Annotated in this window: 14 protein-coding genes, 1 tRNA gene, 1 rRNA gene and 1 pseudogene; 4 read left to right on the top strand and 13 right to left on the bottom strand. The window is 71.1% G+C overall.

What is annotated here, in order from left to right; all coding sequences use genetic code 11:
- Window positions 1-11: 11 nt before the first annotated feature.
- A pseudogene (locus tag ACZ5DS_RS04430) lies at window positions 12-848 on the bottom strand (AraC family transcriptional regulator); the annotation flags it as partial.
- Window positions 849-950: 102 nt separating this feature from the next.
- Between ACZ5DS_RS04430 and ACZ5DS_RS04425 the strand changes: the two are divergent.
- The 3 genes from ACZ5DS_RS04425 to ACZ5DS_RS04415 all read left to right on the top strand — a co-directional run bounded on the left by ACZ5DS_RS04425 (window position 951) and on the right by ACZ5DS_RS04415 (window position 7,644).
- Window positions 951-5,912 (top strand): ATP-dependent helicase, encoded by a 4,962-nt coding sequence (locus ACZ5DS_RS04425; protein WP_468233952.1) that lies wholly within the window; start codon window positions 951-953, stop codon window positions 5,910-5,912.
- A gap of 76 nt (window positions 5,913-5,988) precedes the next feature.
- On the top strand, window positions 5,989-6,843 hold the full coding sequence (locus ACZ5DS_RS04420; protein WP_468233949.1) for an Fpg/Nei family DNA glycosylase: 855 nt from the start codon (window positions 5,989-5,991) through the stop codon (window positions 6,841-6,843).
- Window positions 6,844-6,879: 36 nt separating this feature from the next.
- The gene (locus ACZ5DS_RS04415) at window positions 6,880-7,644 is read left to right on the top strand and encodes an SDR family NAD(P)-dependent oxidoreductase (RefSeq protein WP_468233946.1); all 765 of its coding nucleotides are present in this window, start codon (window positions 6,880-6,882) and stop codon (window positions 7,642-7,644) included.
- Window positions 7,645-7,965: 321 nt separating this feature from the next.
- Here ACZ5DS_RS04415 and ACZ5DS_RS04410 read toward each other — a convergent pair whose 3' ends face one another.
- The 9 genes from ACZ5DS_RS04410 to ACZ5DS_RS04370 all read right to left on the bottom strand — a co-directional run bounded on the left by ACZ5DS_RS04410 (window position 7,966) and on the right by ACZ5DS_RS04370 (window position 22,389).
- Window positions 7,966-8,436, bottom strand: coding sequence for a Dps family protein (locus ACZ5DS_RS04410; protein WP_468233943.1), 471 nt, complete (start codon window positions 8,434-8,436; stop codon window positions 7,966-7,968).
- A 201-nt stretch (window positions 8,437-8,637) separates the two neighbouring features.
- Window positions 8,638-9,012, bottom strand: a complete 375-nt coding sequence (locus ACZ5DS_RS04405; RefSeq protein WP_468233940.1) for a helix-turn-helix domain-containing protein — start codon at window positions 9,010-9,012, stop codon at window positions 8,638-8,640.
- A 109-nt stretch (window positions 9,013-9,121) separates the two neighbouring features.
- Window positions 9,122-9,667: a CinA family protein gene (locus ACZ5DS_RS04400; RefSeq protein WP_468233937.1), complete on the bottom strand. Its 546-nt coding sequence runs from the start codon at window positions 9,665-9,667 to the stop codon at window positions 9,122-9,124.
- Window positions 9,664-10,422 carry a CDP-diacylglycerol--glycerol-3-phosphate 3-phosphatidyltransferase gene (gene pgsA / locus ACZ5DS_RS04395; protein WP_468233934.1) on the bottom strand — a complete coding sequence of 253 codons (759 nt, stop codon included), beginning with the start codon at window positions 10,420-10,422 and terminating at the stop codon, window positions 9,664-9,666. Before pgsA ends, ACZ5DS_RS04400 begins: the two co-directional genes overlap by 4 nt.
- Complete coding sequence (rimO, locus tag ACZ5DS_RS04390; RefSeq protein WP_468233931.1) at window positions 10,419-11,891, bottom strand: 30S ribosomal protein S12 methylthiotransferase RimO; 1,473 nt, start codon at window positions 11,889-11,891, stop codon at window positions 10,419-10,421. Before rimO ends, pgsA begins: the two co-directional genes overlap by 4 nt.
- A 93-nt stretch (window positions 11,892-11,984) precedes the next feature.
- A complete protein-coding gene (locus tag ACZ5DS_RS04385) occupies window positions 11,985-12,827 on the bottom strand; it encodes a helix-turn-helix domain-containing protein (RefSeq protein WP_468233929.1) in 843 nt (280 codons plus the stop codon).
- 291 nt (window positions 12,828-13,118) lie between these two features.
- Entirely contained in the window at window positions 13,119-15,863 is a 2,745-nt protein-coding gene (locus ACZ5DS_RS04380) for a DNA translocase FtsK (protein ID WP_468233927.1), read from the bottom strand.
- Between the two features lie 124 nt (window positions 15,864-15,987).
- Window positions 15,988-16,668, bottom strand: a complete 681-nt coding sequence (locus tag ACZ5DS_RS04375) for a response regulator (protein WP_468233923.1) — start codon at window positions 16,666-16,668, stop codon at window positions 15,988-15,990.
- A 273-nt stretch (window positions 16,669-16,941) separates the two neighbouring features.
- The gene (locus ACZ5DS_RS04370) at window positions 16,942-22,389 is read right to left on the bottom strand and encodes a HAMP domain-containing protein (protein ID WP_468233920.1); all 5,448 of its coding nucleotides are present in this window, start codon (window positions 22,387-22,389) and stop codon (window positions 16,942-16,944) included.
- 411 nt (window positions 22,390-22,800) lie between these two features.
- On the opposite strand from ACZ5DS_RS04370, the gene ACZ5DS_RS04365 reads away from it, so the two are divergent.
- Window positions 22,801-25,557 carry a SpoIIE family protein phosphatase gene (locus ACZ5DS_RS04365; RefSeq protein ID WP_468233917.1) on the top strand — a complete coding sequence of 919 codons (2,757 nt, stop codon included), beginning with the start codon at window positions 22,801-22,803 and terminating at the stop codon, window positions 25,555-25,557.
- Between the two features lie 77 nt (window positions 25,558-25,634).
- On the opposite strand, the gene ACZ5DS_RS04360 is transcribed toward ACZ5DS_RS04365, so the two are convergent.
- From ACZ5DS_RS04360 to rrf, 3 genes are all read right to left on the bottom strand, one after another.
- Window positions 25,635-25,707, bottom strand: a tRNA-Thr gene (locus ACZ5DS_RS04360).
- 85 nt (window positions 25,708-25,792) lie between these two features.
- Window positions 25,793-26,455, bottom strand: coding sequence for a DegT/DnrJ/EryC1/StrS family aminotransferase (locus tag ACZ5DS_RS04355; RefSeq protein WP_468235085.1), 663 nt, complete (start codon window positions 26,453-26,455; stop codon window positions 25,793-25,795).
- Between the two features lie 114 nt (window positions 26,456-26,569).
- Window positions 26,570-26,664 (bottom strand): 5S ribosomal RNA (rrf, locus tag ACZ5DS_RS04350); the annotation flags it as partial.

The following is a 26,664-nucleotide window of genomic DNA, read 5'->3' as shown; positions in this document are numbered from 1 at the left end:
GGCGGCCGTCAGCCCGGGTCTTGTACGTTCTTGCGCTCGCGTCGGTAGGCGCCCGGGGGTACGCCGACGATCCGGGTGAAGTGCCGGTTGAGGTGCGGCTGGTCGGTGAAGCCGACGGCCAGGGCCGCCTCGGCGGGTGCCGTACCCGCGTCGAGCAGGAGCCGCGCGCGGCGCACCCGGGCGTCGGTCAGCCAGGTGTGCGGCGGCATCCCGTAGGCGTCCCGGAACGCCCGCAGCAGGGCGAACGGGCTGGTTCCGAGGTCGGTGGCGAGGCGCTCCAGGGTCGGCGGCTCGGTCATCCGCTCCTCCAGCACGGCACGCGCGCGTGCGGCGATCCGCGCTCCGGCCGTCCGCGTCCGCCGCTGTGGCAGCGGCCCGCCGTTGAGCCGCAGCAGCCTGGTCACGGCCACGCGCAGCAGGGTGTCGGCCGCGAGTGCGTTGCCCTCGTCGGCGGCGCGGAGCACCTGGTGCACCAGGCGGACCGTGTACGGGTCGTCGAGGACCGGGCTGGCGAAGCCGGGCGTGCCGCGGATCGTGGTGGTCTCCGCCGCTATCTCGGCCACCACCTGAGGCGACGGATAGACCGCGCCGTACCGCCAGCCCTCGGGCACGCCGGCCCGGCCGGTGTGCGGTGTGTCCGGATTGACCAGCGCGAGGGCTCCCGCGCCGGCGGACACGTCGGAGCCACGGTGGTGGAAGACCTCGACGCCGTCGGCGATGGCCGCGATCACGAAGTTCTCGTGGGTGTGCCGGACGAAGGTCTTGCGGATGTACCGGGCGCGCAGCAGGTCGACGCCGGGCAGCTGCTCGTACCGCCAGTGGCGCGCCCGCTCCCCTGATCCCGCCATACGACCATTGTCCGTCCCGCCCACCGACCGCTCCCGTCCCCCTGCTCTCCCGCGATTGCGCAGGTCGGCGTGATTGTCAGTGGCGGGGTGCAGGATGGACGCATGGTCAGCTCCGCACACCGAGCCCTCGACGGCTTCTCCCCCGCGACCCGCGGCTGGTTCACGGGGGCGTTCTCCGCGCCCACCGCGGCCCAGGCCGGCGCGTGGCAGGCCATCGGCGCGGGCTCGGACGTGCTGGTGGTGGCCCCGACCGGCTCGGGCAAGACGCTGGCCGCGTTCCTGGCCGCCCTGGACCAGCTGGCCTCGACGCCTCCCCCGGCCGACCCCAAGAAGCGCTGCCGGGTGCTGTATGTGTCTCCGCTGAAGGCTCTCGCGGTCGACGTCGAGCGGAACCTGCGCAGTCCGCTGACCGGTATCCGCCAGGAGTCCGTGCGCCTGGGCCTGCCCGAGCCCGAGGTGAAGGTGGGCATCCGTTCCGGCGACACCCCGCCCGCCGAGCGGCGTGCTCTGTCCACGCGCCCGCCGGACATCCTGATCACCACCCCCGAGTCGCTGTTCCTGATGCTGACGTCCGCCACGCGTGACGCGCTGACGGGCGTGGAAACGGTGATCCTGGACGAGGTGCACGCGGTCGCGGGCACCAAGCGCGGCGCCCACCTCGCGCTGTCCCTGGAGCGGCTGGACGAGCTGCTGCCGAAGCCGGCCCGCCGGATCGGTCTGTCGGCGACCGTGCGCCCGGTGGACGAGGTGGCCCGGTATCTCTCGCCGCGCCGCAAGGTGGAAATCGTCCAGCCGGAGTCCGGCAAGGAGTTCGACCTCTCCGTCGTCGTCCCGGTCGAGGACATGGGCGAGCTGGGCGGCTCCCCGGCGGCCGACGGGAACGAGGGGGCGGAGAAGCCGTCGATCTGGCCGCATGTGGAGGAGCGGATCGCCGATCTGGTCCAGGCCCACCGCTCCACGATCGTGTTCGCCAACTCGCGGCGTCTGGCGGAGCGGCTGTGCAACCGGCTCAACGAGATCGCCTACGAGCGGGCGACCGGCGAGACGCTGGAGGAGCATCACGCCCCGGCCGAGCTGATGGGCGGCTCGGGGGCGGCCCAGGGCGCACCCCCGGTGATCGCCCGCGCGCACCACGGCTCGGTCTCCAAGGAGCAGCGCGCCCTGGTGGAGGAGGACCTGAAGGCGGGCCGGCTACCCGCTGTGGTCGCCACGTCCAGCCTGGAGCTGGGCATCGACATGGGCGCCGTCGACCTCGTCGTGCAGGTCGAGTCGCCGCCCTCGGTGGCCTCCGGGCTCCAGCGCGTGGGCCGCGCGGGGCACCAGGTGGGCGCCGTGTCCACCGGCGTGGTCTTCCCCAAGTACCGGGGCGACCTGGTCCAGGCGGCCGTGGTCACCGAGCGGATGCGCACCGGCGCCATCGAGTCCCTGAAGGTCCCCGCGAACCCGCTGGACGTGCTCGCCCAGCAGCTCGTCGCCATGACGGCGCTGGACACCTGGCAGTTCGACGACCTCCTCGCCGCGGTCCGCCGCGCGGCCCCCTTCGCCTCGCTGCCCGAGTCGGCGTTCACGGCGACCCTCGACATGCTCGCGGGCCGCTACCCGTCCGACGCGTTCGCCGAGCTGCGCCCGCGCGTGGTGTGGGACCGCGTGGCGGGCACGATCACCGGCCGCCCGGGCGCCCAGCGCCTCGCCGTCACCTCCGGCGGCACGATCCCCGACCGGGGCCTCTTCGGGGTCTTCCTCGCCGGTGCCGACCCCAAGAAGGGCGGCGGCCGGGTCGGCGAGCTGGACGAGGAGATGGTGTACGAGTCCCGGGTGGGGGACGTCTTCACGCTGGGCACGAGTTCCTGGCGCATCGAGGACATCACGCGCGACCGCGTCCTGGTCTCCCCCGCGCCGGGCGTGCCGGGCAGGCTGCCGTTCTGGAAGGGCGACCAGCTGGGCCGCCCGCTCGAACTGGGGCGCGCGGTGGGCGCGTTCCTGCGCGAGGTCGGCTCGCTGCCCAAGGACGACGCCCGGCTGCGCCTGCTCGCGGCGGGCCTGGACGCGTGGGCCGCGGACAACGTGCTGTCGTACCTGGACGAGCAGCGCGAGGCCTGCGGCCATGTCCCGGACGACCGCACGATCGTGGTCGAACGCTTCCGCGACGAGCTGGGCGACTGGCGGGTCGTCGTCCACTCCCCCTTCGGCGCCCAGGTCCACGCCCCCTGGGCCCTCGCGCTCGGCGCCCGCCTCTCCGAGCGGTACGGCATGGACGCGCAGGTCATGCACGCCGACGACGGCATCGTGCTGCGCCTGCCCGACGCGGACCTGATGGGCCTGGACCTGCTCGACCAGGAGCCCATGAAGGCCGGCACCGAGTACGACAGCGAGCAGGCGCCGGTCGGCGCGGCGGACGTCGCCTTCGACAAGGGCGAGGTCGACCAGGTCGTCACCGACCAGGTCGGCAGCTCCGCCCTGTTCGCCTCCCGGTTCCGTGAATGCGCCGCCCGCGCGCTGCTGCTGCCGCGCCGCAACCCCGGCAAGCGCACCCCCTTGTGGCAGCAGCGTCAGCGGGCGGCCCAACTGCTTCAGGTGGCGAGCGAGTTCGGCTCGTTCCCGATCGTCCTGGAGGCGGTCCGCGAGTGCCTTCAGGACGTCTTCGACGTCCCCGGGCTCGTGGAGCTGATGGGCGACATCGAGTCCCGCAAGGTCCGCCTGGTCGAGGTCACCACCCCGGAGCCGTCCCCCTTCGCCCGTTCCCTCCTCTTCGGGTACGTCGCCCAGTTCCTGTACGAGGGCGACTCCCCGCTCGCCGAGCGCCGCGCCGCCGCGCTGTCCCTGGACTCCCGGCTGCTGGCCGAGCTGCTGGGCCAGGCGGAGCTGCGCGAGCTGCTCGACGCGGACGTGCTGACCGAGCTGGAGCGCGAGCTGCAGTGGCTGACGGAGGACCGGCGCGTCAAGGACGTCGAGGGCGTGGCCGACGTGCTGCGCCTGCTCGGCCCGCTCACCGACGCCGAGCTGGCCGAGCGGGGCGCCGAGCCGCAGTGGGCACGAGAGCTGGCCGCCGCCCGTCGGGCCATCAAGGTCCGGATCGCAGGCCAGGACCACTGGGCGGCCGTCGAGGACGCGGGCCGGCTGCGCGACGCGCTCGGCACGGCGCTGCCGGTCGGCGTCCCCGAGGCGTTCACCGAGCCGGTGAAGGACCCGCTGGGCGACCTGCTCGCGCGCTATGCCCGCACCCACGGCCCGTTCACGTCGGCCACCGCCGCGGCCCGCTTCGGCCTGGGCGTGGCGGTCACCGAGGGCGCCCTGCACCGGCTGGCCGCGAACGGCCGTGTCGTACAGGGCGAGTTCCACCCGGCCGGCATCGGCCAGGAGTGGTGCGACGCGGCCGTACTGCGCCGGCTGCGCCGCCGCTCCCTGGCAGCGCTGCGGCACGAGCTGGAGCCGGTGCCACCGGCCGCGCTGGCGCAGTTCCTGCCGCAGTGGCAGCACATCGGCAAGGGTCATGGACTGCGCGGCATCGACGGACTGGTGCGCGCCGTCGAGCAGTTGCAGGGCGCCTCCGTACCGGCCTCCGCCCTGGAGAAGCTGGTGCTGCCCTCCCGCGTGGCGAACTACTCGCCGTCGATGCTCGACGAACTCACGGCTGCGGGCGAGGTGGTGTGGGCCGGAGCGGGTGCCCTGCCCGGCAAGGACGGCTGGGTCTCGCTGTACGTGGCGGACGCGGCCCCGCTGCTCCTGCCGCCCCCGCACCCCCTGGAGCTGACCGCGCTGCACCAGTCCGTCCTGGACGCCCTCTCCGGCGGTTACGGCCTGTTCTTCCGCCAGATCGCCGACCAGGTGCGCGCCACCACCCACCCCGACGTCACCGATCCCCAACTGGCCGACGCCCTGTGGGACCTGGCCTGGTCGGGCCGGCTCACCAATGACACGCTCGCCCCGATGCGCTCTCTGTTGGGCTCGGGTCGTACGGCGGGCTCGACGGCCCACCGCGCCAAGCGCACCGTCCCGCGCGGCCGCTACGGCTCCCTGACGGCCGCCGCCCGCCCCGCCTCCCGCAGCGGCCCGCCGACGGTGGCCGGCCGCTGGTCCCTGCTCGCCGCGTCCGAACCGGACGCCACCGTGCGCGCCCACGCGCTGGCCCGCACCCTCCTCGACCGGCACGGCGTGGTCACCCGGGGAGCGGTCGCCGCGGAGGGCGTCGAGGGCGGCTTCTCGGCGGTGTACCGGGTGCTGTCGGCGTTCGAGGAGAGCGGACAGGCGCGGCGCGGTTACGTGGTCGAGGGCCTGGGCGCCGCCCAGTTCGCGATGGACGGTGCGGTCGACCGCCTCCGCGCGATCTCCAACGCCCGCGAACGCGGCGAGGACCTGCTCACCCCGGGCGTGCCGGACGGGTTCGGCGGCGGCAGCGGAAACCCGCTGTTCCTCGACGGCGGCCACACCACTCCGAACGCGTTCGACCAGGCCGACGGCGGGCTCGCCCACCCGGGCCTCGACGGCGACTTCACCTGGCCACCGGCGAACCCTCGTGCAGACGAATATGTCTCTGCCCGCGACCTGGCTCCAGTCGCCGACCCCTTCGCCTCCCCCGGCTACGGCGGCCCCCGGGGCGGCGGCTCCGCCTCCTCCTACGGCTCGCCGGCGCCCAGAGGCTTCGGCGGCCGCCGTACGGACGCGTCGTCCCCCGACCCCCGCGCGGTGGTCCTCGCCGCGGCCGACCCCGCCAACGCCTACGGCGCGGCGCTTCCCTGGCCGGAGCCGCCGAACGGGGCAGGGCACAAGCCGGGCCGCAAGGCGGGTTCGCTGGTGGTGCTGGTGGCGGGCGAGCTGACGCTGTACATGGAGCGCGGCGGCAAGACACTGCTGGCCTGGCCCTCAGAACCGCATGCCGCCGCCACCGACGACCCCCGCCTGCGCACGGCGGCCGAGGCCCTGGCCGCGGCCGCCCGCGCGGGTTCCCTCGGCACGGTCACGGTGGAGCGGATCAACGGCGCCCAGGCCCTGACCTCCCCCGTGGGCACCCTCCTGGAGGCGGCGGGCTTCATCGCGACCCCGCGCGGTCTGCGCCTGAGAGCCTGAGCGCGGCGCTCCCGGGGCGGATCGGTGCCCCGGGACACGGCCGCCCCAGGTCACCCCGCCGTGGCACCCTGGACGCATGCCCGAAGGTGACACGGTCTGGCAGGCCGCGCGGCGGCTGCACGAGGCCCTCGCGGGCAAGGTGCTGACCCGCAGCGACTTCCGGGTGCCGAAGTACGCGACAGTCGACCTCACGGGCCGTACGGTCCTGGACACGACCCCGCGCGGCAAACACCTGCTCACCCGCTTCGAGGGCGGCCTGACCCTGCACACGCATCTGCGCATGGAAGGCGCCTGGAAGGTGTACGGCACGGGCGAGAGCTGGCGGGGCGGCCCGGCGCACCAGATCCGAGCGATCCTCGGCACCGCCGATCGCACGGCCGTCGGCTATCGCCTCCAGGTGCTGGAGTTCCTGCGCACCGGCGAGGAGGAGCGCGTCGTCGGCCACCTCGGCCCCGACCTGCTCGGCCCGGACTGGGACCCCGAGCGCGCCCTCGCCAACCTCCTCGCGGACCCCGGGCGCCGGCTCGGCGAGGCCCTGCTCGACCAGCGCAATCTCGCCGGCATCGGCAACGTCTACAAGAGCGAACTGTGCTATCTGCTCGGCGTGACCCCCTGGCTGCCGGTCGGCGCCCTGCCCGCGGACCGTGCCGCCAGGCTGCCCGCCCTCGCCAAGAGGCTCCTGGAGACCAACCGCGACCGCCCGGTCCGCCAGACCACGGGCCTGCACCGGCAGGACCTGTTCGTGTACGGCCGCGCCCCGCGCCCCTGTCTGCGCTGCCACACGCCGGTCCGCGTGGCCGACCAGGGCGACGGATCCCGGGAGCGCCCGACCTATTGGTGCCCGACCTGCCAGACGGGCCCGGCACCGGCACCGGGGGCATCGCAGAAATGGCGTGAGCGCAGGCCCCGACGGCCGTCCCCGCCCAACTAATTGACGGACCGTCAGAAGCACTCGTACCGTCGCTGTATGCCTCTCAAGGCGTACGACCTCAGTGGACGCACCGCGTTCGTCACCGGAGCCGCCGGCGGCATCGGCCGGGCCTCGGCCGTCCTGCTCGCCGAGGCGGGAGCCTCGGTGCACTGCGCCGACCTGGACGCGGACGGCCTGCACGGCACCGCCGAGCTGATCAAGGACCGCGGCGGCAGCGCCCTTGTGCACGTCGTCGACGTCACCGACCGGACCCGTCTCACCGAGGCCGTCCGTTCCTGCGGGCGCCTGGACGTGATGGCCGCGATCGCCGGGATCATGCACAGCAGCCCGGTCCTGGAGACCCGGGACGAGGACCTGGACCGGGTGCTGAACGTCAACTTCAAGGGCGTGCTGTACGCCTGCCAGGATGCGGCACGGCTGATGCTCGACCACGACACCCGGGGCAGCATCGTCACGATGGCCTCCGGCGCCATCGACACCGGCGGCTCCGGGCTGCTCTGCTACGGCGCGGCGAAGGCGGCCGTGGTGCAGCTGACGAAGACGCTGGCCAGCGAGGTCGGCCGGCACGGCATCCGGGTCAACGCCGTCGCTCCGGGCTGGATCCGGACCCCCATGACCGACCGCCACGACCAGGAGGCACAGGCGCACACCGAGTCCCTGATGGCCCGGATGTCTCCGCTGGGCCGGGTCGGCGAGGCCGATGACGTCGCACACACGGTGCTGTACCTGGCGTCGGACGCCTCGGGGTTCACGACGGGGCAGATCCTCCGTCCGAACGGGGGCGTGGCGATGCCCTGGTAGCGCCCCCCGCCCGCCAAGCGGCCGTCCACCGTCCCGATGGGACCGCGCCAAGGGCGCGCCCTTTGGGCACGCAGTGCACCGGCAGCACGCTCAGCCCCCAGCCACCGATCGCGACGGCCCCTTCGACGACGCCGGAGTCCGCCCCCAGGGCGATGCGCAGCACGGCCCACCACCACACCGCCCCCAGCCCGAGCACGGCCCCCCAGCGCAGTATCCGCCCCACCATGGCCGCCACCTCCAGCCGGACGCTAGAACGCCACGCGACCCGCACGGGAGGCGCACCGAGGGCTCACTGATGCAACACCGGACGCTCCGGAACGCTCACGCATTCTCTGCCTGGAACATCCAGTGGTGCTTCTCCAGGTCCGCCGTGATCCCGATGAAGATGTCCTGGGACACCGGATCCGCCTCCCCGGTCGCATCGACGCGCTCCCGCATCCGGATGATCAACGCCCCGAGGGCGTCCACCATCGTCCGGACCGCGTCCGTGTCCTTGACCCAGCCGGCCGGAGCGGTCCCTATGCCGCTGCCGGCGGCCACCGTGGCCGCGCGCCCGTCGGGCGGGACGCCGAGCGCGGAGGCCCGCTCCGCGACCGTGTCGGAGTGGATGCGCGCGGAGGCGACGACCTCGTCGAGCTGGAGGTGGATGGACCGGAAGCGGGGTCCGACGACGTTCCAGTGGATCTGCTTGGCGACCAGCGAGAGGTCCACCAGGTCGACCAGGGCGCCCTGCAGCGCCTCGGACACGGTCTTCAGGGCGTCGTCGGGCAACGGGCTCTTCACGACGTACATCCGCTTTCCTCCGGAGGTTCGGCACCGTCACGTCCCTCCCACCATGACCGCCGCACCGAATACCGGCAAATGGACGCAAATGAGACACAAATCACACATGCGGGTAACACGAAAGCCCCGGCCGGGCACCCCAGGTCTCTCCCTGGAGAAGCCCGGCCGGGGCTTCACACGTATCGGGTCGCTAAGCCGCGCACGCGAACGTCACGCGGCGACCACGTCCACTGCCCCGGCGGGCGCCTTGATGGTCACCCGTTCCGGTGGCACGCCGGTCACCGACACGGAACCCAGCACCGGACGGACCGGCGTGGGCACGGGCTCGGTGGCCCGGGCCGACTGCGCCAGCTCGGCGAGCGCCAACTCGTCGCTGACTTCTCGCATCAGTTCCGACATCCGTACGTCCAGCGCGTCGCAGATGGCGGCGAGCAGTTCGGAGGAAGCCTCCTTCTGCCCCCGCTCCACCTCGGAGAGATAGCCGAGTGAGACTCGGGCGGACGAGGAGACTTCGCGCAGAGTACGGCCCTGGCGTTGGCGCTGCCGACGCAGCACGTCACCAAGCAGGCGACGGAGCAGAATCATCGGTGGCTCCCTCCTCGGACCGCGTAGCCGCATCCTTCTCGCCCCACCGTACCGCCTTGCGCCGCGGCCGTGCGGGGAGCGATGTCGTGTTCACTCAGGGCTGCAAACATCAAAACCCCCCGTTCCGTTCCGTATCCTGTGCCCGCTCATTCCCGGTCTGTTCGCCCGCAAGCTCTCTCAGGAGCAGTGCGAGTACGCTCCGTACACTCTCCATACGAATGTCCGCACGGTCGCCGTTCAACCGCAGGGCCTCCACTTTTCCGCCACCGGCAGAACCGGGGCCGGGCGTGAGCGGCCCGTCGACGGCCACGAAGACCGTCCCGACGGGCTGGCCGTCCTGCGGTTCGGGCCCGGCGACACCGGTGGTCGCGATGCCCCAGTCGGCCCCGAGAGCCTTTCGCACCCCGGCCGCCATCTGGGCCGCGACCTGCGGATCCACCGCCCCCCGCTCGGCCAGCAGGGTGGCGTCGACCGCCAGCAGCTCGTGCTTCAGCCCGGTGGCGTAGGCCGTGACCGAACCCCGGAAGACCTTGGACGCCCCGGGGACGGACGTGATCTCCGCCGCGACCAGACCACCCGTGAGCGACTCCGCGACGGCGATGCTCTCGCCTCTCACGGTCAGTAGTCGCACCAGTTCGGTGGCCGGGGAACTCACGCTTCCGTCTCCTCCAACGCTGCCGCGCGCTCGGCGATTCCGCGCCGGCGCAGCACAATGGCTTGTCTCACATAGTCGAGGCCGGTGACGACGGTGAGGACGACCGCCACGGCCATCACCCAGAACCTCAGGGTCGCCAGCCACCCCGTCAGTGCCAGGACGTACATCCCGACGGCCACGCCCTGGGTGAGTGTCTTCAGCTTGCCGCCCCGGCTCGCGGGGATCACGCCGTAGCGAATGACCAGAAAACGCATCAGGGTGATGCCGAGTTCCCGGCCGAGGATGACGGCCGTCACCCACCACGGAAGATCGCCCAGGGCGGACAGACAGATGAGCGCCGCCCCCATGATCGCCTTGTCGGCGATGGGGTCGGCGATCTTCCCGAAGTCGGTGACCAGGTTGTAGGTGCGCGCCAGATGCCCGTCGAACAGGTCGGTGATCATGGCGATGGCGAAGGCCGCCCAGGCGAGCGAGCGCCAGGCCGGGTCGTAGCCGCCGCCCGCCAGCATCAATGCCACGAATCCGGGCACGAGCAGCAGCCGGAGCATCGTCAGCAGATTGGCGACGTTCCACACGCTGGCCTGGTTGACGGCCGCGGCCGCGAGCTTCCCGCCGCGCGCGGGCTTTGCGCCGTCGGCGGAGCCGGAGGCAGAACCGGAGACCTCGGAAGCAGCGCCGCCGGCCCCGGCGGCGGAACCCCGCGCACCGTGCGCGCCGGAGGAGCCGCCCGCGGCGGATGCCGGGACTCCGGTCATCTGCCCGCCTCCTCACTACACCCGAGCGAGCCCGTCAACGGCTCGGCCACCAGGTCGACACCTTCCGTACCGACCACCTTTGCCTCGACCATACGTCCGACACTCAGGCCCTCGCCGCTCGTGAGCAGCACCTGGCCGTCCGTCTCCGGCGCCTGGTGCGCGGCACGGCCGTACACGCCCTCCTCCTCGTCCACCGACTCCACGAGGACGCGCACGGTCTCCCCGACGCGGTCCTCGGCGCGCTGCGAGACGAGTTCCTCGGCGAGCCGGGAGATGCGGGCCAGGCGCTCGGCGACGACGTCCTCGTCGAGCTTGTTGTCGTACGTCGCCGCCTCCGTGCCCTCCTCGTCGGAGTAGCCGAAGACACCGATGGCGTCCAGGCGGGCGCCGTTCAGGAAGCGCTCCAGCTCGGCCAGGTCCGACTCGCTCTCGCCGGGGAAGCCGACGATGAAGTTGGAGCGCACACCGGCCTCGGGGGCCTTGGTGCGGATGGTGTCCAGCAGCTCCAGGAAGCGGTCGGTGTCGCCGAAGCGGCGCATGGCGCGCAGCACGTCGGGCGCGGAGTGCTGGAACGACAGGTCGAAGTAGGGGACGACCTTCGGGGTGGAAGTCAGCACGTCGATCAGGCCCGGGCGCATCTCGGCCGGCTGCAGGTAGCTGACGCGCACACGCTCGATGCCGTCGACCTCGGCCAGCTCCGGCAGCAGGGACTCCAGGAGGCGGATGTCGCCCAGGTCCTTGCCGTAGGAGGTGTTGTTCTCGGAGACCAGCATGATCTCCTTCACTCCCTGCTCGGCCAGCCACCGCGTCTCGTTCAGCACGTCGCTCGGGCGGCGTGAGATGAAGGAGCCGCGGAAGGACGGGATGGCGCAGAAGGAGCAGCGCCGGTCGCAGCCGGAGGCGAGCTTGACCGAGGCGACCGCGGAGCCGTCCAGGCGGCGGCGCAGGGGTGCGCGCGGGCCGGAGGCCGGCGCTACGCCGTCGGGCAGGTCGGCCGGGCCGTGGCCGGGCAGCGCGACCGAGGCGGCCGATTCCTGCCGCTCGGCGGGGCTGATCGGCAGCAGCTTGCGGCGGTCCCGCGGGGTGTGGGAGGCGTGGATGCCGCCGGACAGGATGGTCTGCAGGCGGTCGGAGATGTCCGCGTAGTCGTCGAAGCCGAGCACGCCATCGGCCTCGGGCAGCGCCTCGGCCAGGTCCTTGCCGTACCGCTCGGCCATGCAGCCCACCGCCACGACGGCCTGGGTTCTGCCATGGCCCTTGAGGTCATTGGCCTCCAGCAGGGCATCGACGGAGTCCTTCTTGGCGGCATCCACGAAGCCACAGGTGTTGACCACGGCGACATCGGCGTCCCCGGCGTCCTCGACGAGCTGCCAGCCGTCCGCCTCCAAACGGCCTGCGAGCTCCTCCGAGTCCACCTCGTTACGGGCGCAGCCGAGAGTGACGAGTGCGACGGTACGGCGTTCAGGCATGGGCTCAAGACTACTTCGTCTGTCTGACACCCCATGTCGAAGGGGTTGGCCGATCTTGGCCAACCCCTTCCCGTCAGCTGTCCCGAAGGCGGCTCATCCGGCCTCGGGGTCGCCCTTCGTGTACGTGAGGCGCTCCACCGCGCCCTTTTGGAAGTTGTCCTCGATCTTCTTGCCGTTGACGTACAGCTGGATCGCGCCGGCGTCGCCCAGGATCAGGTTGATCTTGGAGCTGTCCTGGAAGGTCTTGGACTCGCCCTTCTTCAGCAGCCCGTCGAAGAGCATCCGGCCGTTGTGGTCCTTGGCGGAGATCCAGCTGCGTCCGTTCGCCGCGCTGAGCTGGACGGTCACCTTGTCCTGCGGCGCGGCCGCGATCGCGCTGTCGGAGGCCTCGGACGACGGCGCGGCGGGCTTGTCCTTCGTGGGCGTGGGCGAGGCGGGCTTGCTGGGCGTGGTGGTGGCACCCTCGGCGACCTGCGATTTGGCGTCGTTGTCGCCGTTACCGCCGCTGAATGCGGTGAACCCGACGAAGCCGATCACGACGACGATCGCGGCGACCATGGCCGCGGTCCAGTTCGGTCCCCGGCGCTCCGGGCGGATACGTTCCGCCTCGAAGAGCGGCGCGGCCGGGGTGGGCGCGGGCCGCCCGCCGTGGTCGGCTTCGAACTGCTCGATCAGCGGTGCGGGGTCGATCCGGACGGCCCTGGCCAGCGTGCGGATGTGCCCGCGCGCGTAGACGTCACCGCCACAGGGGGCGAAGTCGTCCGCCTCGATGGCCTGCACGATGGCGACGCGGACACGAGTGGCGCTGCTGACGTCGTCGACGGTGAGCCCGGCCGCGATGCGCGCCTGCTTCAGGGCGCGCCCCACGGAGGTACGGGCTTCCTCGGTCACGTCTTCGAACGGACGCTCGTCTTCAGGGGAGTTGCCGATGGACACGGGGGCGCCTTTCGAGCGTTTAAGCCACCTGTGCTGGAGGTTCAGTCTAGGGGGGTGCGAAAGGGTGAGGCGACTGGGCAGTGCGATTTGTACGCCATCTGAAGGTCATCCTGACGGCGGGACAGTCGCGGACCCCAGCATGGGCCCCGAAACTGTCCTCTCGCTCAACTTGACGTACGGCAAAGGGAAACGGTTGCCCGCAGCTCTCTAACGGGTGGATCACGGCGATGCCTCCACCCGGCGTACGGCCGACACGCCGGGCGGCCCGCTGCCCGTTGCCTGCCAGTCGCCCTACCCGTCCGACTCCCCGCGAATCACGGCGAGCACGCCGTCCAGCTCATCGGGCTTCACCAGAACGTCGCGCGCCTTGGAGCCCTCGCTGGGCCCGACGATGTTCCGGGACTCCATGAGGTCCATCAGCCGCCCGGCCTTGGCGAAGCCGACGCGCAGCTTGCGCTGGAGCATCGACGTCGACCCGAACTGGGTGGAGACCACCAGCTCGGCCGCCTGGCACAGCAGATCGAGGTCGTCGCCGATGTCCTCGTCGATCTCCTTCTTCTGCTTGGTGCCCACGGTGACGTCGTCCCGGAAGACGGGCGCCATCTGGTCCTTGCAGTGCTGGACGACGGCTGCGACCTCGGCCTCGGTCACGAACGCGCCCTGCATACGGGTCGGCTTGTTCGCGCCCATCGGCAGGAACAGGCCGTCGCCCTTGCCGATCAGCTTCTCGGCGCCGGGCTGGTCGAGGATGACCCGGGAGTCGGCGAGTGAGGAGGTGGCGAAGGCCAGCCGGGAGGGCACGTTGGCCTTGATCAGACCGGTGACCACGTCGACCGAGGGGCGCTGGGTGGCGAGCACCAGGTGGATGCCGGCCGCGCGAGCGAGCTGCGTGATGCGCACGATCGCGTCCTCGACGTCCCGCGGGGCGACCATCATCAGGTCGGCCAGCTCGTCCACGATCACCAGCAGGTACGGGTACGGCTGCAGCTCCCGCTCGCTGCCCTCGGGCAGTTTCACCTTGCCGTCGCGGATGGCCTGGTTGAAGTCGTCGATGTGCCGGAAGCCGAACGCGGCCAGGTCGTCGTAGCGCAGGTCCATCTCGCGGACGACCCACTGCAGCGCCTCGGCGGCCCGCTTGGGGTTGGTGATGATCGGCGTGATCAGGTGCGGGATGCCCTCGTAGGCGGTCAGTTCGACGCGCTTGGGGTCGACCAGGATCATCCGGACGTCCTCCGGGGTCGCCCGCATCATGACCGAGGTGATCAGGCAGTTGATGCACGAGGACTTGCCGGAACCGGTCGCGCCGGCGACGAGCATGTGCGGCATCTTCGCCAGCGAGTGCATCACGTACCCGCCCTCGACGTCCTTGCCGAAGGCGACCAGCATCGGGTCGTCGTCCTCGGCGGACTCCGCGAGACGCAGCACGTCGCCGAGGTTGACCATCTCCCGGTCGGTGTTCGGGATCTCGATTCCGACCGCGGACTTGCCCGGGATGGGGCTGATGATCCGTACGTCCGGGCTGGCCACGGCGTACGCGATGTTCTTGGTCAGCGCGGTGATCCGCTCGACCTTCACGGCGGGGCCGAGCTGGACCTCGTAGCGGGTGACCGTCGGGCCGCGGGTGAAACCGGTGACGTCGGCGTCCACCTTGAACTCGGAGAAGACGGTGCGCAGGGAGTCGACGACCGCGTCGTTCGCCGCGCTGCGCGCCTTGCCCGGGCCTCCGCGCGTGAGGAGGTCCAGCGACGGCAGCGCGTAGGTGATGTCCCCGGAGAGCTGGAGCTGCTCCGCGCGCGCGGGCAGGTCGCGGGGCTCGTCGGGGGCCGACTTCGTGAGGTCGGGGACCGCCTCGACCTTCAGCTTCTCCTGCTTGGGGCGGGCGGCCGGTGCCGGCTCCGGAGACGGCGAGGGCACGGGGACCGGTGTGGTCTCCTCGCGGTCGCCCACGCTGACGCCCTGGGTGAGATCGGCGACGAGCGGGGACGGCGGCATGCCGTGCAGGACGGCACCGTCGAGCGCGGCAGCGGCGGCCGCCGCGACGTCCACCGCGTCCATCTGGCGCTGCAGATCGGGCTGCGGCACCGCGGAGCGCCTGGGGCGGCCTCGGCGCTGCGAGAGGGCTTCCTCCTCTGCGCCGTCCGTGTCGAAAGCCTGGGAGGCGCTCCGACGCCTGCGGGAGCGCGCGGGCAGCGCCTCGCGCCACTGTTCGTCGTAGCGCGCGTCGTCCTCGGATGGCTCGTAGGAGGGCTCGTACTCCTCCGGGTCGGGGAGCAGGCCCAGGCGCACGCCGAGCGCGCGCAGCCGCTGCGGGATGGCGTTGACCGGGGTGGCGGTCACCACGAGCAGGCCGAAGATCGTCAGCAGTACCAGCAGCGGTACGGCCAGCGCCTCGCTCATGGAGTACGTCAGCGGGGTCGCCGCCGCCCAGCCGATGAGGCCGCCGGCGTCCCTTATGGCCTGCATGCCCTCGCTGCGGGCGGGCGAGCCGCAGGCGATGTGGACCTGGCCGAGCACGCCGATGACGAGTGCGGACAGGCCGATCACGATCCGGCCGTTGGCATCCGGCTGCTCCGGGTGCCGGACGAACCGTACGCCGATCAGCGCGAGCAGGACCGGCACCAGCAGGTCGAGCCGGCCGAACGCACCCGTGACGAGGATCTCCACCAGGTCGCCGACCGGGCCGCGCAGATCGGCCCACGTGCCGGCGGCGACGATCAGTGCGATACCGAACAGCAGCAGCGCGACGCCGTCCTTGCGGTGGGCCGGGTCGAGGTTCTTCGCACCGTGCCCTATGCCCCGGAAGACAGCGCCGACGGCGTGCGCGAGGCCGAGCCAGAGGGCGCGCACGAGCCGGTACACGCCCCCGGTGGGGTTGGGTGCCGGCTTGGGTGGCGCGGCCTTCTTCGCCGGGGCCTTCTTGGCGGGCGCCTTCTTGGCCGGGGCCTTTTTCGCGGCGGCCTTCTTCGCCGGAGCCTTCGCGGGAGCGGCCGCCTTCTTCGCGGGCTGCTTCTTGGCTGCGGAGGGACGTGAGGCCATGGGTGTGAGGTTACCGGGGGAGGCGACAGCGGACACGCGTGCCCACTGCTTCACCCGTTCGTGTCGCCCCGGCCGGGGCGCGGAACTGACGCACACTCATGGGCAACTGTGCTCCCCGCGGGCGTCAGTTCTGCGTCGGCACCGACGGGCTGCCGCTGCCCGCGCCCGGCTCCAAGGCGTCGAGTGCGCGGCGCAACCCCGTCAGCTTGCGCTCGAGATGGGCGGCCGTGGCCACCGCGGCAGCGTCCGCGGACTCGTCGTCCAGCTGCTTGGACAGCGCCTCCGCCTGCTCCTCGACGGCCGCGAGCCGCGCGGACAGCTCGGCGAGCAGCCCGGCGGACTCCTTGCCGCCGACCGCGCCCTTGCCGCCGCCCTCCAACTGGAGCCGCAGCAGCGCCGCCTGCTCCCGCAGCTGGCAGTTCTTCATGTACAGCTCGACGAAGACGGACACCTTCGCGCGCAGCACCCACGGGTCGAAGGGCTTGGAGATGTAGTCGACCGCGCCCGCCGCATAGCCCCGGAAGGTGTGGTGGGGGCCGTGATTGATCGCGGTGAGAAAGATGATCGGGATGTCCCGGGTCCGCTCGCGCCGCTTGATGTGCGCGGCGGTCTCGAATCCGTCCATGCCCGGCATCTGGACGTCCAGCAGAATGACCGCGAAATCGTCCGTGAGCAGTGCCTTGAGTGCTTCCTCCCCGGACGATGCCCGCACCAGCGTCTGATCGAGCGCAGAGAGGATGGCCTCCAGCGCCAGCAGATTCTCCGGCCGGTCATCGACCAGGAGGATCTTGGCCTTCTGCACCATGGCCCGCCCTCCTCGCCCCGGCGGTACACCGGGCGCCGCCCCAGGGGACGACTCCCTTTCGCCGCCCGTCCTTGTGCCGGTCATCGTAGCCGCACCCCGCCCGTCGCCACACCCTGTCACCGCGATGTCACTGTGCACGCAAAGGAAACGCCGCGGGAGACCGGAAGGTTCCCGGAATCCGGGGTTCCCACACATCGCAGGCCCCTCCGGAACAGCAACTCCCCGTGCACACCCAGGGTTCCCGCAACGTTCACATCCGCTCTGGTCATCCGGTCACTCCGCGCGCATCCACTGCCGCATGACGGCCAGCAGATGGTCGGGGTCGACCGGCTTCGTCACATAGTCGGAAGCACCCGACTCGATCGCCTTCTCCCGGTCGCCCTTCATCGCCTTCGCGGTCAGTGCGATGATCGGCAGCCCGGCGAACTGCGGCATCCTCCGGATCGCCGTCGTCGTCGCATACCCGTCCATCTCGGGCATCATGATGTCCATCAGCACGACCGCCACGTCGTCGTGCTGCTCCAGCACCTCGATGCCCTCACGGCCGTTCTCCGCGTACAGCACCGACAGCCCGTGCTGCTCCAGGACGCTGGTGAGCGCGAACACGTTGCGGATGTCGTCGTCGACGATGAGCACCTTCTCACCGGCGAACCGCACCGCGCGGGCCGGCTCCGGCGCGCTCTCCTGCTCCGCGTCCGTCGCCCACTGCTCGGACTGCGGCAGGCTCCGGCGGCGGCGCCGGAAGAGCGCGGCGGCACCGTTCTGCGTCTCCTGGTACGACTTCACCTCGGCCGGCGTCACGATCTCCACGGCGGACAGCTCCGAGGACCGCTCGGCCTCGGAGGCGAGCAGCTCACCGGCCTCCAGCGCGGGCACGGACGGCTGGTAGCCCTGCGGCGGGAGTTCGCTCGGGTGCACCGGCAGATACAGCGTGAACGTCGAGCCGCGGCCCGGCTCGCTCTGCGCGTGGATCTCACCGCCGAGCAGCTGCGCGATCTCCCGCGAGATCGACAGACCCAGACCGGTGCCGCCGTACTTGCGGCTCGTCGTGCCGTCCGCCTGCTTGAACGCCTCGAAGATCACCCGCATCTTGCTGGCCGCGATGCCGATACCGGTGTCCGTCACCGAGAACGCGATCAGCGGCGCGTCCGGATCGGTCAGCGAACCGGCCTCCAGCAGCTGCTCCCGGATCGACTGCGGCACCCCCGCGCCGGCCGGCCGGATGACCAGCTCCACCGAACCGGAGTCGGTGAACTTCACCGCGTTGGACAGCAGGTTGCGCAGCACCTGGAGCAGCCGCTGCTCGTCGGTGTGCAGGGTCGCGGGCAGCTCCGGGGAGACCCGCACGGACAGGTCCAGGCCCTTCTCCGCGGTCAGCGGCCGGAAGGTGGCCTCCACGTAGTCCACGAGCTGGACGAGCGCGATGCGCGTCGGGGAGACGTCCATCTTGCCCGCCTCGACCTTCGACAGGTCGAGGATGTCGTTGATCAGCTGCAGCAGGTCGGAGCCCGCGCCGTGGATGGTCTCGGCGAACTCGACCTGCTTCGGGGAGAGATTGCCCTCCGCGTTGTCGGCGAGCAGCTTGGCCAGGATCAGCAGCGAGTTGAGCGGCGTACGCAGCTCGTGCGACATGTTGGCGAGGAACTCGCTCTTGTAGCGCATCGACACCGCGAGCTGCTCGGCGCGCTCCTCCAGGACCTGCCGGGCCTCCTCGATCTCGGTGTTCTTCACCTCGATGTCCCGGTTCTGCCGGGCCAGCAGCTCGGCCTTCTCCTCCAGTTCGGCGTTGGAGGCCTGCAGCGCCTTCTGCCGGTTCTCCAACTCGGCCGACCGCTCCTGAAGCTGCTCGGTCAGCTCCTGCGACTGCTTCAGCAGCAGCTCGGTCTTGGTGTTCACCGAGATGGTGTTGACGCTGGTCGCGATCATCTCGGCGATCTGGTTGAGGAAGTCCTTCTGGATCTGCGTGAACGGCGTGAAGGACGCCAGCTCGATCACACCCAGCACCTTGCCCTCGAACAGGACCGGCAGCACGATCACCTGCGCGGGCGGGGCCTCGCCGAGCCCGGAGGAGATCTTCAGATAGCCGCTGGGCGCGTTCTCCACCAGGATCGTGCGCCTCTCCTGGGCGGCCGTGCCGATCAGCGCCTCACCGGGCCGGAAAGACGTCGGCATGGAGCCCATCGAGTAGCCGTACGAGCCCAGCATCCGCAGCTCGTACTGGTGCTCGGCGTCGCCGCTGAGCTCCTGGCCCTCCATGAGGGGCATCGCCACGAAGAACGCCCCGTGCTGCGCGGAGACCACCGGCGTCAGCTCGCTCATGATCAGCGAGGCGACGTCCTCCAGGTCGCGGCGTCCCTGCATCAGCGCGGAGATGCGGGCGAGGTTGCCCTTGAGCCAGTCCTGCTCCTCGTTGGCGATCGTGGTGTCCCGCAGGTTGGCGATCATCTTGTTGATGTAGTCCTGCAGTTCCTGGATCTCGCCGGACGCGTCGACGTCGATCTTCAGGTTCAGGTCGCCACGGGTCACCGCGGTCGCCACGCGCGCGATGGCGCGCACCTGCCGGGTCAGGTTCCCGGCCATCTCGTTCACCGACTCGGTCAGGTCCCGCCAGGTCCCGTCGACGTCACGCACGCGTGCCTGACCGCCGAGCTGTCCCTCGGTACCCACCTCGCGGGCGACCCGGGTGACCTCCTCGGCGAAGCTGGACAGCTGGTCGACCATCGTGTTGATCGTCGTCTTCAGCTCGAGGATCTCGCCACGGGCGTCGATGTCGATCTTCTTCGTCAGGTCACCCTTGGCGATCGCCGTGGTCACCATGGCGATGTTGCGCACCTGACCGGTCAGGTTGGACGCCATCTGGTTCACGGACTCGGTCAGGTCCTTCCACGTACCCGCCACACCCGGTACGTGTGCCTGGCCACCCAGGATGCCGTCCGTGCCCACCTCACGGGCCACCTTGGTGACCTGGTCGGCGAACGAACTCAGCGTCTTGACCATGGTGTTGATGGTGTCGGCGAGCTGCGCCACCTCACCGCGCGCCTCGATGGTGACCTGTCGCGTCAGGTCACCGTTGGCGACGGCCGCCGACACCTGGGAGATGTTCCGCACCTGCATGGTCAGGTTGTTGGCCATCAGGTTGACGTTGTTGCTCAGGTCCTTCCAGATGCCCGTGACACCCGGCACGTGCGCCTGCCCGCCCAGGATGCCCTCGGTGCCCACCTCACGGGCCACCCGGGTCACCTGCTCGGCGAAGCTGGACAGCTGGTCGACCATCGTGTTGACCGTCGTGACGAGCTCGAGGATCTCGCCCTTCGCGTCAACGGTGATCTTCTTGGACAGGTCGCCCTTGGCGACCGCGGTCGTGACCTCGGCGATGTTGCGCACCTGGATGGTCAGGTTGTTCGCCATGAAGTTCACGGACTGCGTGAGGTCCTTCCAGGTACCGGAGACGCCCTGGACCTCGGCCTGACCGCCGAGGATGCCCTCCGTACCCACCTCACGGGCCACACGCGTGACCTCCTGGGCGAACGACGACAGCTGGTCGACCATCGTGTTCAGGGTGTTCTTCAGCTCCAGGATCTCCCCGCGCGCGTCCACGGTGATCTTCTGGGAGAGGTCACCGCGGGCCACGGCGGTGGCCACCTGGGCGATGTTGCGCACCTGGGCGGTCAGGTTGCCGGCCATGCCGTTCACGGAGTCGGTGAGGTCCCGCCACACACCGGCCACACCCGGCACCTGCGCCTGTCCGCCGAGCCGTCCCTCGGTACCCACGTCCCGCGCGACCCGGGTCACCTGGTCGGCGAAGGCGGAGAGCTGGTCGACCATCGTGTTGATGGTGTTCTTCAGCTCCAGGATCTCCCCGCGCGCGTCGACGTCGATCTTCTGCGACAGGTCGCCGCGCGCCACGGCCGTCGTCACCTGGGCGATCTGCCGCACCTGGGACGTCAGGTTGCCGGCCATGAAGTTGACGGAGTCCGTCAACTCCTTCCACGTACCCGACACACCGTCCACGCGGGCCTGACCGCCCAGCCGGCCCTCCGTGCCCACGTCCCGGGCCATCCGCGTGACCTGGTCGGCGAAGCTCGACAGCTGGTCCACCATCGTGTTCACGGTGTTCTTCAGCTGGAGCATCTCGCCGGAGACGTCCACGGTGACCTTCTGCGAGAGGTCGCCGTTGGCCACCGCCGTCGTCACCTGGGCGATGTTGCGCACCTGACCGGTCAGGTTGCGGAACGCGGTGTTGACCGAGTCCGTCAGGTCCTTCCACGTGCCCGCCGCGCCCGGCACCTGCGCCTGCCCGCCGAGCTCACCCTCGACACCGATCTCGCGCGCCACCCGCGTGACCTCGGCACCGAACGCCGACAGCTGGTCCACCATCCCGTTGACGGTGTTCTTCAGTTCCAGCATCTCGCCGGCCACGTCCACCGTGACCTTCTGCGACAGATCACCGCTGGCCACGGCGGTCGTCACCGCCGCGATGTCCCGCACCTGGGTGGTCAGGTTCCGGAACACCGTGTTGACGGAGTCCGTCAGGTCCTTCCAGGTACCGGCCGCGCCCGGCACATTGGCCTGACCGCCGAGCCGCCCCTCCCCGCCGACCTCGTTGGCCACGCGCGTGACCTCGTCCGCGAAGATCCGCAGCGTCTCGGTCATCTGGTTGATCGTCTCGGCCAGCTGCGCGACCTCGCCGCGCGCCGGAACCGTCACCTTCTGCGACAGGTCACCGTTGGCGACCGCGGTCGTCACCTGGGAGATCCCGCGCACCTGTGCGGTCAGGTTGCCCGCCATCGTGTTGACGGAGTCCGTCAGCTCCTTCCACACGCCGGCCACCCCGGGCACCTGCGCCTGGCCGCCCAGGATGCCCTCGGTGCCCACCTCACGGGCCACCCGGGTCACCTCGGAGGAGAAGGAGGACAGCTGCTCCACCATCGTGTTGACGGTGTTCTTCAGCTCCAGCATCTCGCCGGCGACATGCACGGTGACCTTGCGGGACAGATCACCCCGGGCGACCGCCGTCGTCACCAGGGCGATGTCCCGCACCTGCGCGGTCAGCCGGTTCGCCATCGTGTTGACGGATTCCGTCAGGTCCTTCCACGAACCGGACATACCGCGCAGCCGGGCCTGGCCGCCCAGCTTGCCCTCGGTACCGACCTCGCTGGCCACGCGCGTGACCTCGTCGGTGAACGTCGACAGCTGGTCCACCAGATTGTTGACGGTACGGCCGACCTTCAGGAACTCGCCCCGCAGCGGATGCCCGGTCCCGTCGGGCGCCTGGGTGCGCAGGTCCATGCGCGGCGAGAGATCACCCTCGGCGACCGCCGTCAGCACCCGGCTGACCTCCGAGACGGGCCAGACCAGATCGTCGACCAGCGCGTTCGAGTGGTCGATGGCGGTCGCCCAGGAGCCCTCGCAGGCGCCCGTCTCCAGCCGCTCCGTGAGTTTTCCCTCACGCCCCACCACGCGCCGCACCCGGGACAGCTCGCCCGTCAGATGCAGGTTCCGGTCGGCCACCTCGTTGAAGACCGCCGCGATCTCCGACATCACGCCGTCCCCGGACACCGTGAGCCGCTTGCGGAAGTTGCCGTCGCGCATCGCCACGAGGGCCACCAGCAGCCGGTTCAGGGCAGCCGTGTCCACTTCGGTGGTACCGCCGTTCCTACCCACAGACGGTCCGCCTTTCGCGCGCGCCTTCGTGCCCCGCGTCGCTGCGCCAGACTCCACTGTGTCCCTCCCGAAGGGGTAGACCGTTACTGCCGTGCTTGGCCGCGTCGGCCCGGCCCGCCGATCCTCCGGCTTACCGGTTACTTCCGCGTACTCGTTACTGCTCGGTATTCGTGCCAGACGAGATCCGGCCACACCAGGGGCTGCTGCCCGCCCTCCATGAAACACACGCAGCATGCCCCGACCTTCATCAGAAGCTTGCCCAGTGTTTCACCCTGGCCGAACCAGGCCATAACAGTTCGGCAGCTTCGCACATCGTCCGCACACCCTGGGGGCGTAATCACCGGCAACCGGCATCCGCTCGGACGGCGAAGGTAAGTAACCTTGCATGCGGCTGTCCAGCCGCACCGGTCCGACCGGCCTGGGCGGTGGCACGAGAACGAGCGGGCATCGGAGGGGCGGCCGCAGACCATGACCACCGGACTGATCCCCGGGGGACATCCCCCGGAGCCACGGCCGACGGGCGAGCGGATGCCGCAGCAGCGGCGCGAGCCGACCGGCCATGCAGCCCTGCACGTCGACAACCGGCCGAGGAGTTCTGTGATCACCGCGCGCGCGGCCGCCAGCTTCGAGCCCGTCGGGCGATCGGTCGCGACCGCCCGGTCCTTCGTCCGTGACACCCTCCAGGGCTGGGGCTTCGCCGACATCGTCGACGACGCGGTGGTCCTCACCAGCGAACTGGTGACCAACGCGGTCGTACACGCGGGAACGCACGCGGACGTGCTGTGCCTGCGCACCGAGGACGGCGTGCGCATCGAGGTCGCGGACCGCTACCCCGAGCGCGAGGTCCCGCTCCAGGGCTCCCCGGCCACCATGGGCAGCCCCGACCGCGAGGGCGGCCGCGGCCTCCAGCTGTGCGCGGCCCTGGCCGCCCGCTGGGGCGTGGACTACACCCCCACGCACAAGAACGTCTGGTTCCACCTCGACCCGCCCGAGCGCCCCGTCGGCACCCGCGCCGCCGGACCCTCCCTGCCCGCCGACCTCCTCCCGCTGGCCGACGGCCGGGTCCGCGTCGCCGTCCTCCAGATCGACCGGAAGGGATCCATCAACGCCTGGAACGAGGACGCGGAGGAACTGTTCGGGTACCCGTCGAACGACGTCATCGGCAAACCCCTCACCGACCTCGCCGCCTGGCCGCACACCCCGGGCACCGGCACCGGCATCGCCGAGGCCCTCCAGCTCTCCCGCTGGGAGGGCAGCTACGGCGTCCGCGGCGCCGACGGCCGGGTGGTCCCGGTGTACGCCTCCCACCTCAGGGTCCGCGACACCGGCGGCGAACCCTCCACGGTCTGCCTCCTGGTACGGGACCACGAACGCGCCGTCCTGCAGACGCCCTTGCGCGTCCCCGCCTCCGACCAGACCGCAGGCTCCGACGGCCAGAGCACCGACCCCTTCGAGGTGTTCATCGGCTCCCCCGCCCCGGACGACCTCGACGGCCTGCTCCAGCGCACGGTGGAACGGGCCCGCGACATGCTCGACGGCGACTCCGCGTTCCTCCTCCTCGCCACCGACGACGAGACGGAGCTGGAGGTCCGCGCCTCCACCGGCCTGCCCTCCGCGCGCCAGCGCTTCGCCCGCGTCCCCGTGGAAGCGGGCCCCGGCCGCTACGGCTCCGCACGCATGCCGGCCGTCCACGACGACCTCACCGCCCTGCCCGGCGCCGTACCCCTGCTGTCCGGCACCGGCATGCGCTCGGTCGTCACGGTCCCCCTCAAGGTCGAGGGCCGCCTCACCGGCTCCCTCGGCGTGGCGGCCGAAGCGCCCGGCCGGTACTCCAACGAGGAGGCGCTGCGCCTGCAGTTCGCCGCCGACCGCATCGCCCTGGCCGTGGAGTCGGCCCGTCTGGGCGAGCTGGAGCGGCTGCGCCGTGGCTCCCTGAGCTTCCTGGTCGAGGCCTCCGACCTGCTCGCCGGCACCCTGGACCGCGACCAGACCCTGGCCCTGATGGCCCAGATGACCGTCCCCACCCTGGCCACCTGGTGCGCCGTCTACACGATCGCCGACCAGGCCTCCGAGCCGTACCTGTCGTACGTCCTGCACGAGGACGAGGAACTCATCGACGGCATCAAGTCGTTGCTGTCGAAGATGCCCCCGCCCGATCCGGTACCGACGCCCGGCGCCCGCGTCTGGACCGCCCCCGGCGAGGCCGCCCACCAGGCGGCCCTGCGTTCCTCCATGCGCAGCCTCGGCCTGGCCGGCGGCCCCACCAACCAGGTCACCCCGGGCATCGGCACGACGCTCGCGACAGCCTCCGCGGTCGGCGGCGAGACGGTCGTGCTGCCACTCGTCGCCCGCAACCGCGTGATCGGCATGCTGACCCTCGGCAAGCCCACCGACGAGCACTTCCGGCAGGAGATCCTCGAACTGGCCGAGGACCTGAGCCGCCGCGCCGCGCTCGCCCTGGACAACGCCCGCCTGTACTCGGAACGCACGGCCATCAGCCAGTCCCTCCAGCGCAGCCTGCTGCCACCAGGCCTCCCCCAGATCGACGGCGTCGAGGTCGAGGTCATCTACCGCGCGGCCGGCGAGGGCAACGAGGTCGGGGGCGACTTCTACGACCTCTTCCCCATCGGCAACGGCGCCTACGGCTTCGCCATCGGCGACGTCTGCGGTACGGGCCCGAACGCGGCGGCGGTCACAGGCCTCGCCCGGCACGCGCTGCGCCTGCTGGCCCGCGAGGGACTCTCCGGCCCGGCGGTCCTCGAGCGGCTGAACTCCGCGATCCTCGACGAGGGCGACCGCAGCCGCTTCCTGACCCTGCTGTACGGCGAGTTGCGGCCGCAGCAGGACGGCAGCGCCGAGCTGAAGGTCGTCTGCGCCGGCCACCCGCTGCCGCTGCGCCTGCGCCAGGACGGCACCGTGGTGACGGCGGCCGAACCCCAGCCGCTCCTCGGCGTCATCGAGGACCTGGAGCTGTACGAGGAGACGGTCACCCTCGACCCCGGAGACGTCCTCCTGTGCGTCACGGACGGCGTCACCGAACGCCGCGAGGGCACCCGCATGCTGGGCGACGACGGCCTCACCGACGTCCTGACCACGTGCACGGGCCTCACGGCGGGCGCGGTCGCGGCACGCATCATGCGGGCGGTCGAGCGCTTCGCGTCCGACGCCCCGTCCGACGACATGGCGATCCTGGCGATGCGGGTCCCGGGGCTTCAGAACGACTGAGGCTCCCGGGCCCGCCCGGGCACACGCCCTGGCACACAAAAAAGGCCCCGCCCTGATGGGCGAGGCCTTTTCTTCGGAGCCCCCAAACGGAATCGAACCGTTGACCTTCTCCTTACCATGGAGACGCTCTGCCGACTGAGCTATAGGGGCCTTGTCGCTTTCGAGGTTTCCCTCGCGGCGACAAGAAAAGAGTACCCCGAACAGGCCCGAGTTCCCAAATTCGTTCAGTGCCCGCTCAGAAGGCGGGCTGGAGCAGTCCGCCAAGGGCGTTGCAGGCAGAGACAATCCGCTGCATCTCACGCTTCGTCAGTGAGGCCTCCACGGGCAACGCCAGCGTCTCGTCCGCGGCCCGCTCGGTCTCCGGCAGCACCACGGAGCGCCGGAACTCGGGCAGCCGATGCGCAGGCGTCTTCACGGGGACCCGGCACTCGACTCCCTTGGCCCGCAGGGCTCGTGCGAAGGCGTCACGGTCCGGCCGGCCATTACCGGGCACGCGCACGACGTACTGCTGGTAGGTGTGCCCGTCGCCCCCGTCCGGGGTGTTCACACCCTTCAACTTGGCATCGAGATAGGCGGCCCGCTCCCTGCGCTGCGCCATCTCGTCGTACGGCGCCTCGGACTCGCCCTGCTCGAGCACGAGCAGCCCGTAACGCTGCCCGATCTCGTGCAACCGGGGGATGTCGGCACGCCGTCCGAAGCGGTGGACGACAACGACGGCAGCCGTGCGGGGAGTTACGGCCGCTTCCACGGAGGACGCGTCGAGGCAGTAGGTGACCGGATCTATGTCCGCGAACACCGGGAGCGCACCCGCCAGGGTCACAGCCTCGGCTACTTCGACGTTCCCGAAGGCCGGGACGACGACCTCGTCACCGACTCCGACGCCGGCGGCCCTGAGCATTGCAGCAGTACCCATGTGCTGGATGCTCGGCGCGCAAGTTGAACGACACGTTAAGCACAACGTAAAAAGGTCGGACCCCGAACCGAAGTTCAGGATCCGACCTTTTCAAATTTTGTTCGGCGGCGTCCTACTCTCCCACAGGGTCCCCCCTGCAGTACCATCGGCGCTGTGAGGCTTAGCTTCCGGGTTCGGAATGTAACCGGGCGTTT

This window comes from Streptomyces sp. NPDC031100 (genome assembly GCF_055570785.1).
Note: the sequence above shows the minus strand (reverse complement) of the source record. Positions and strands in the feature narration are given on the sequence as shown.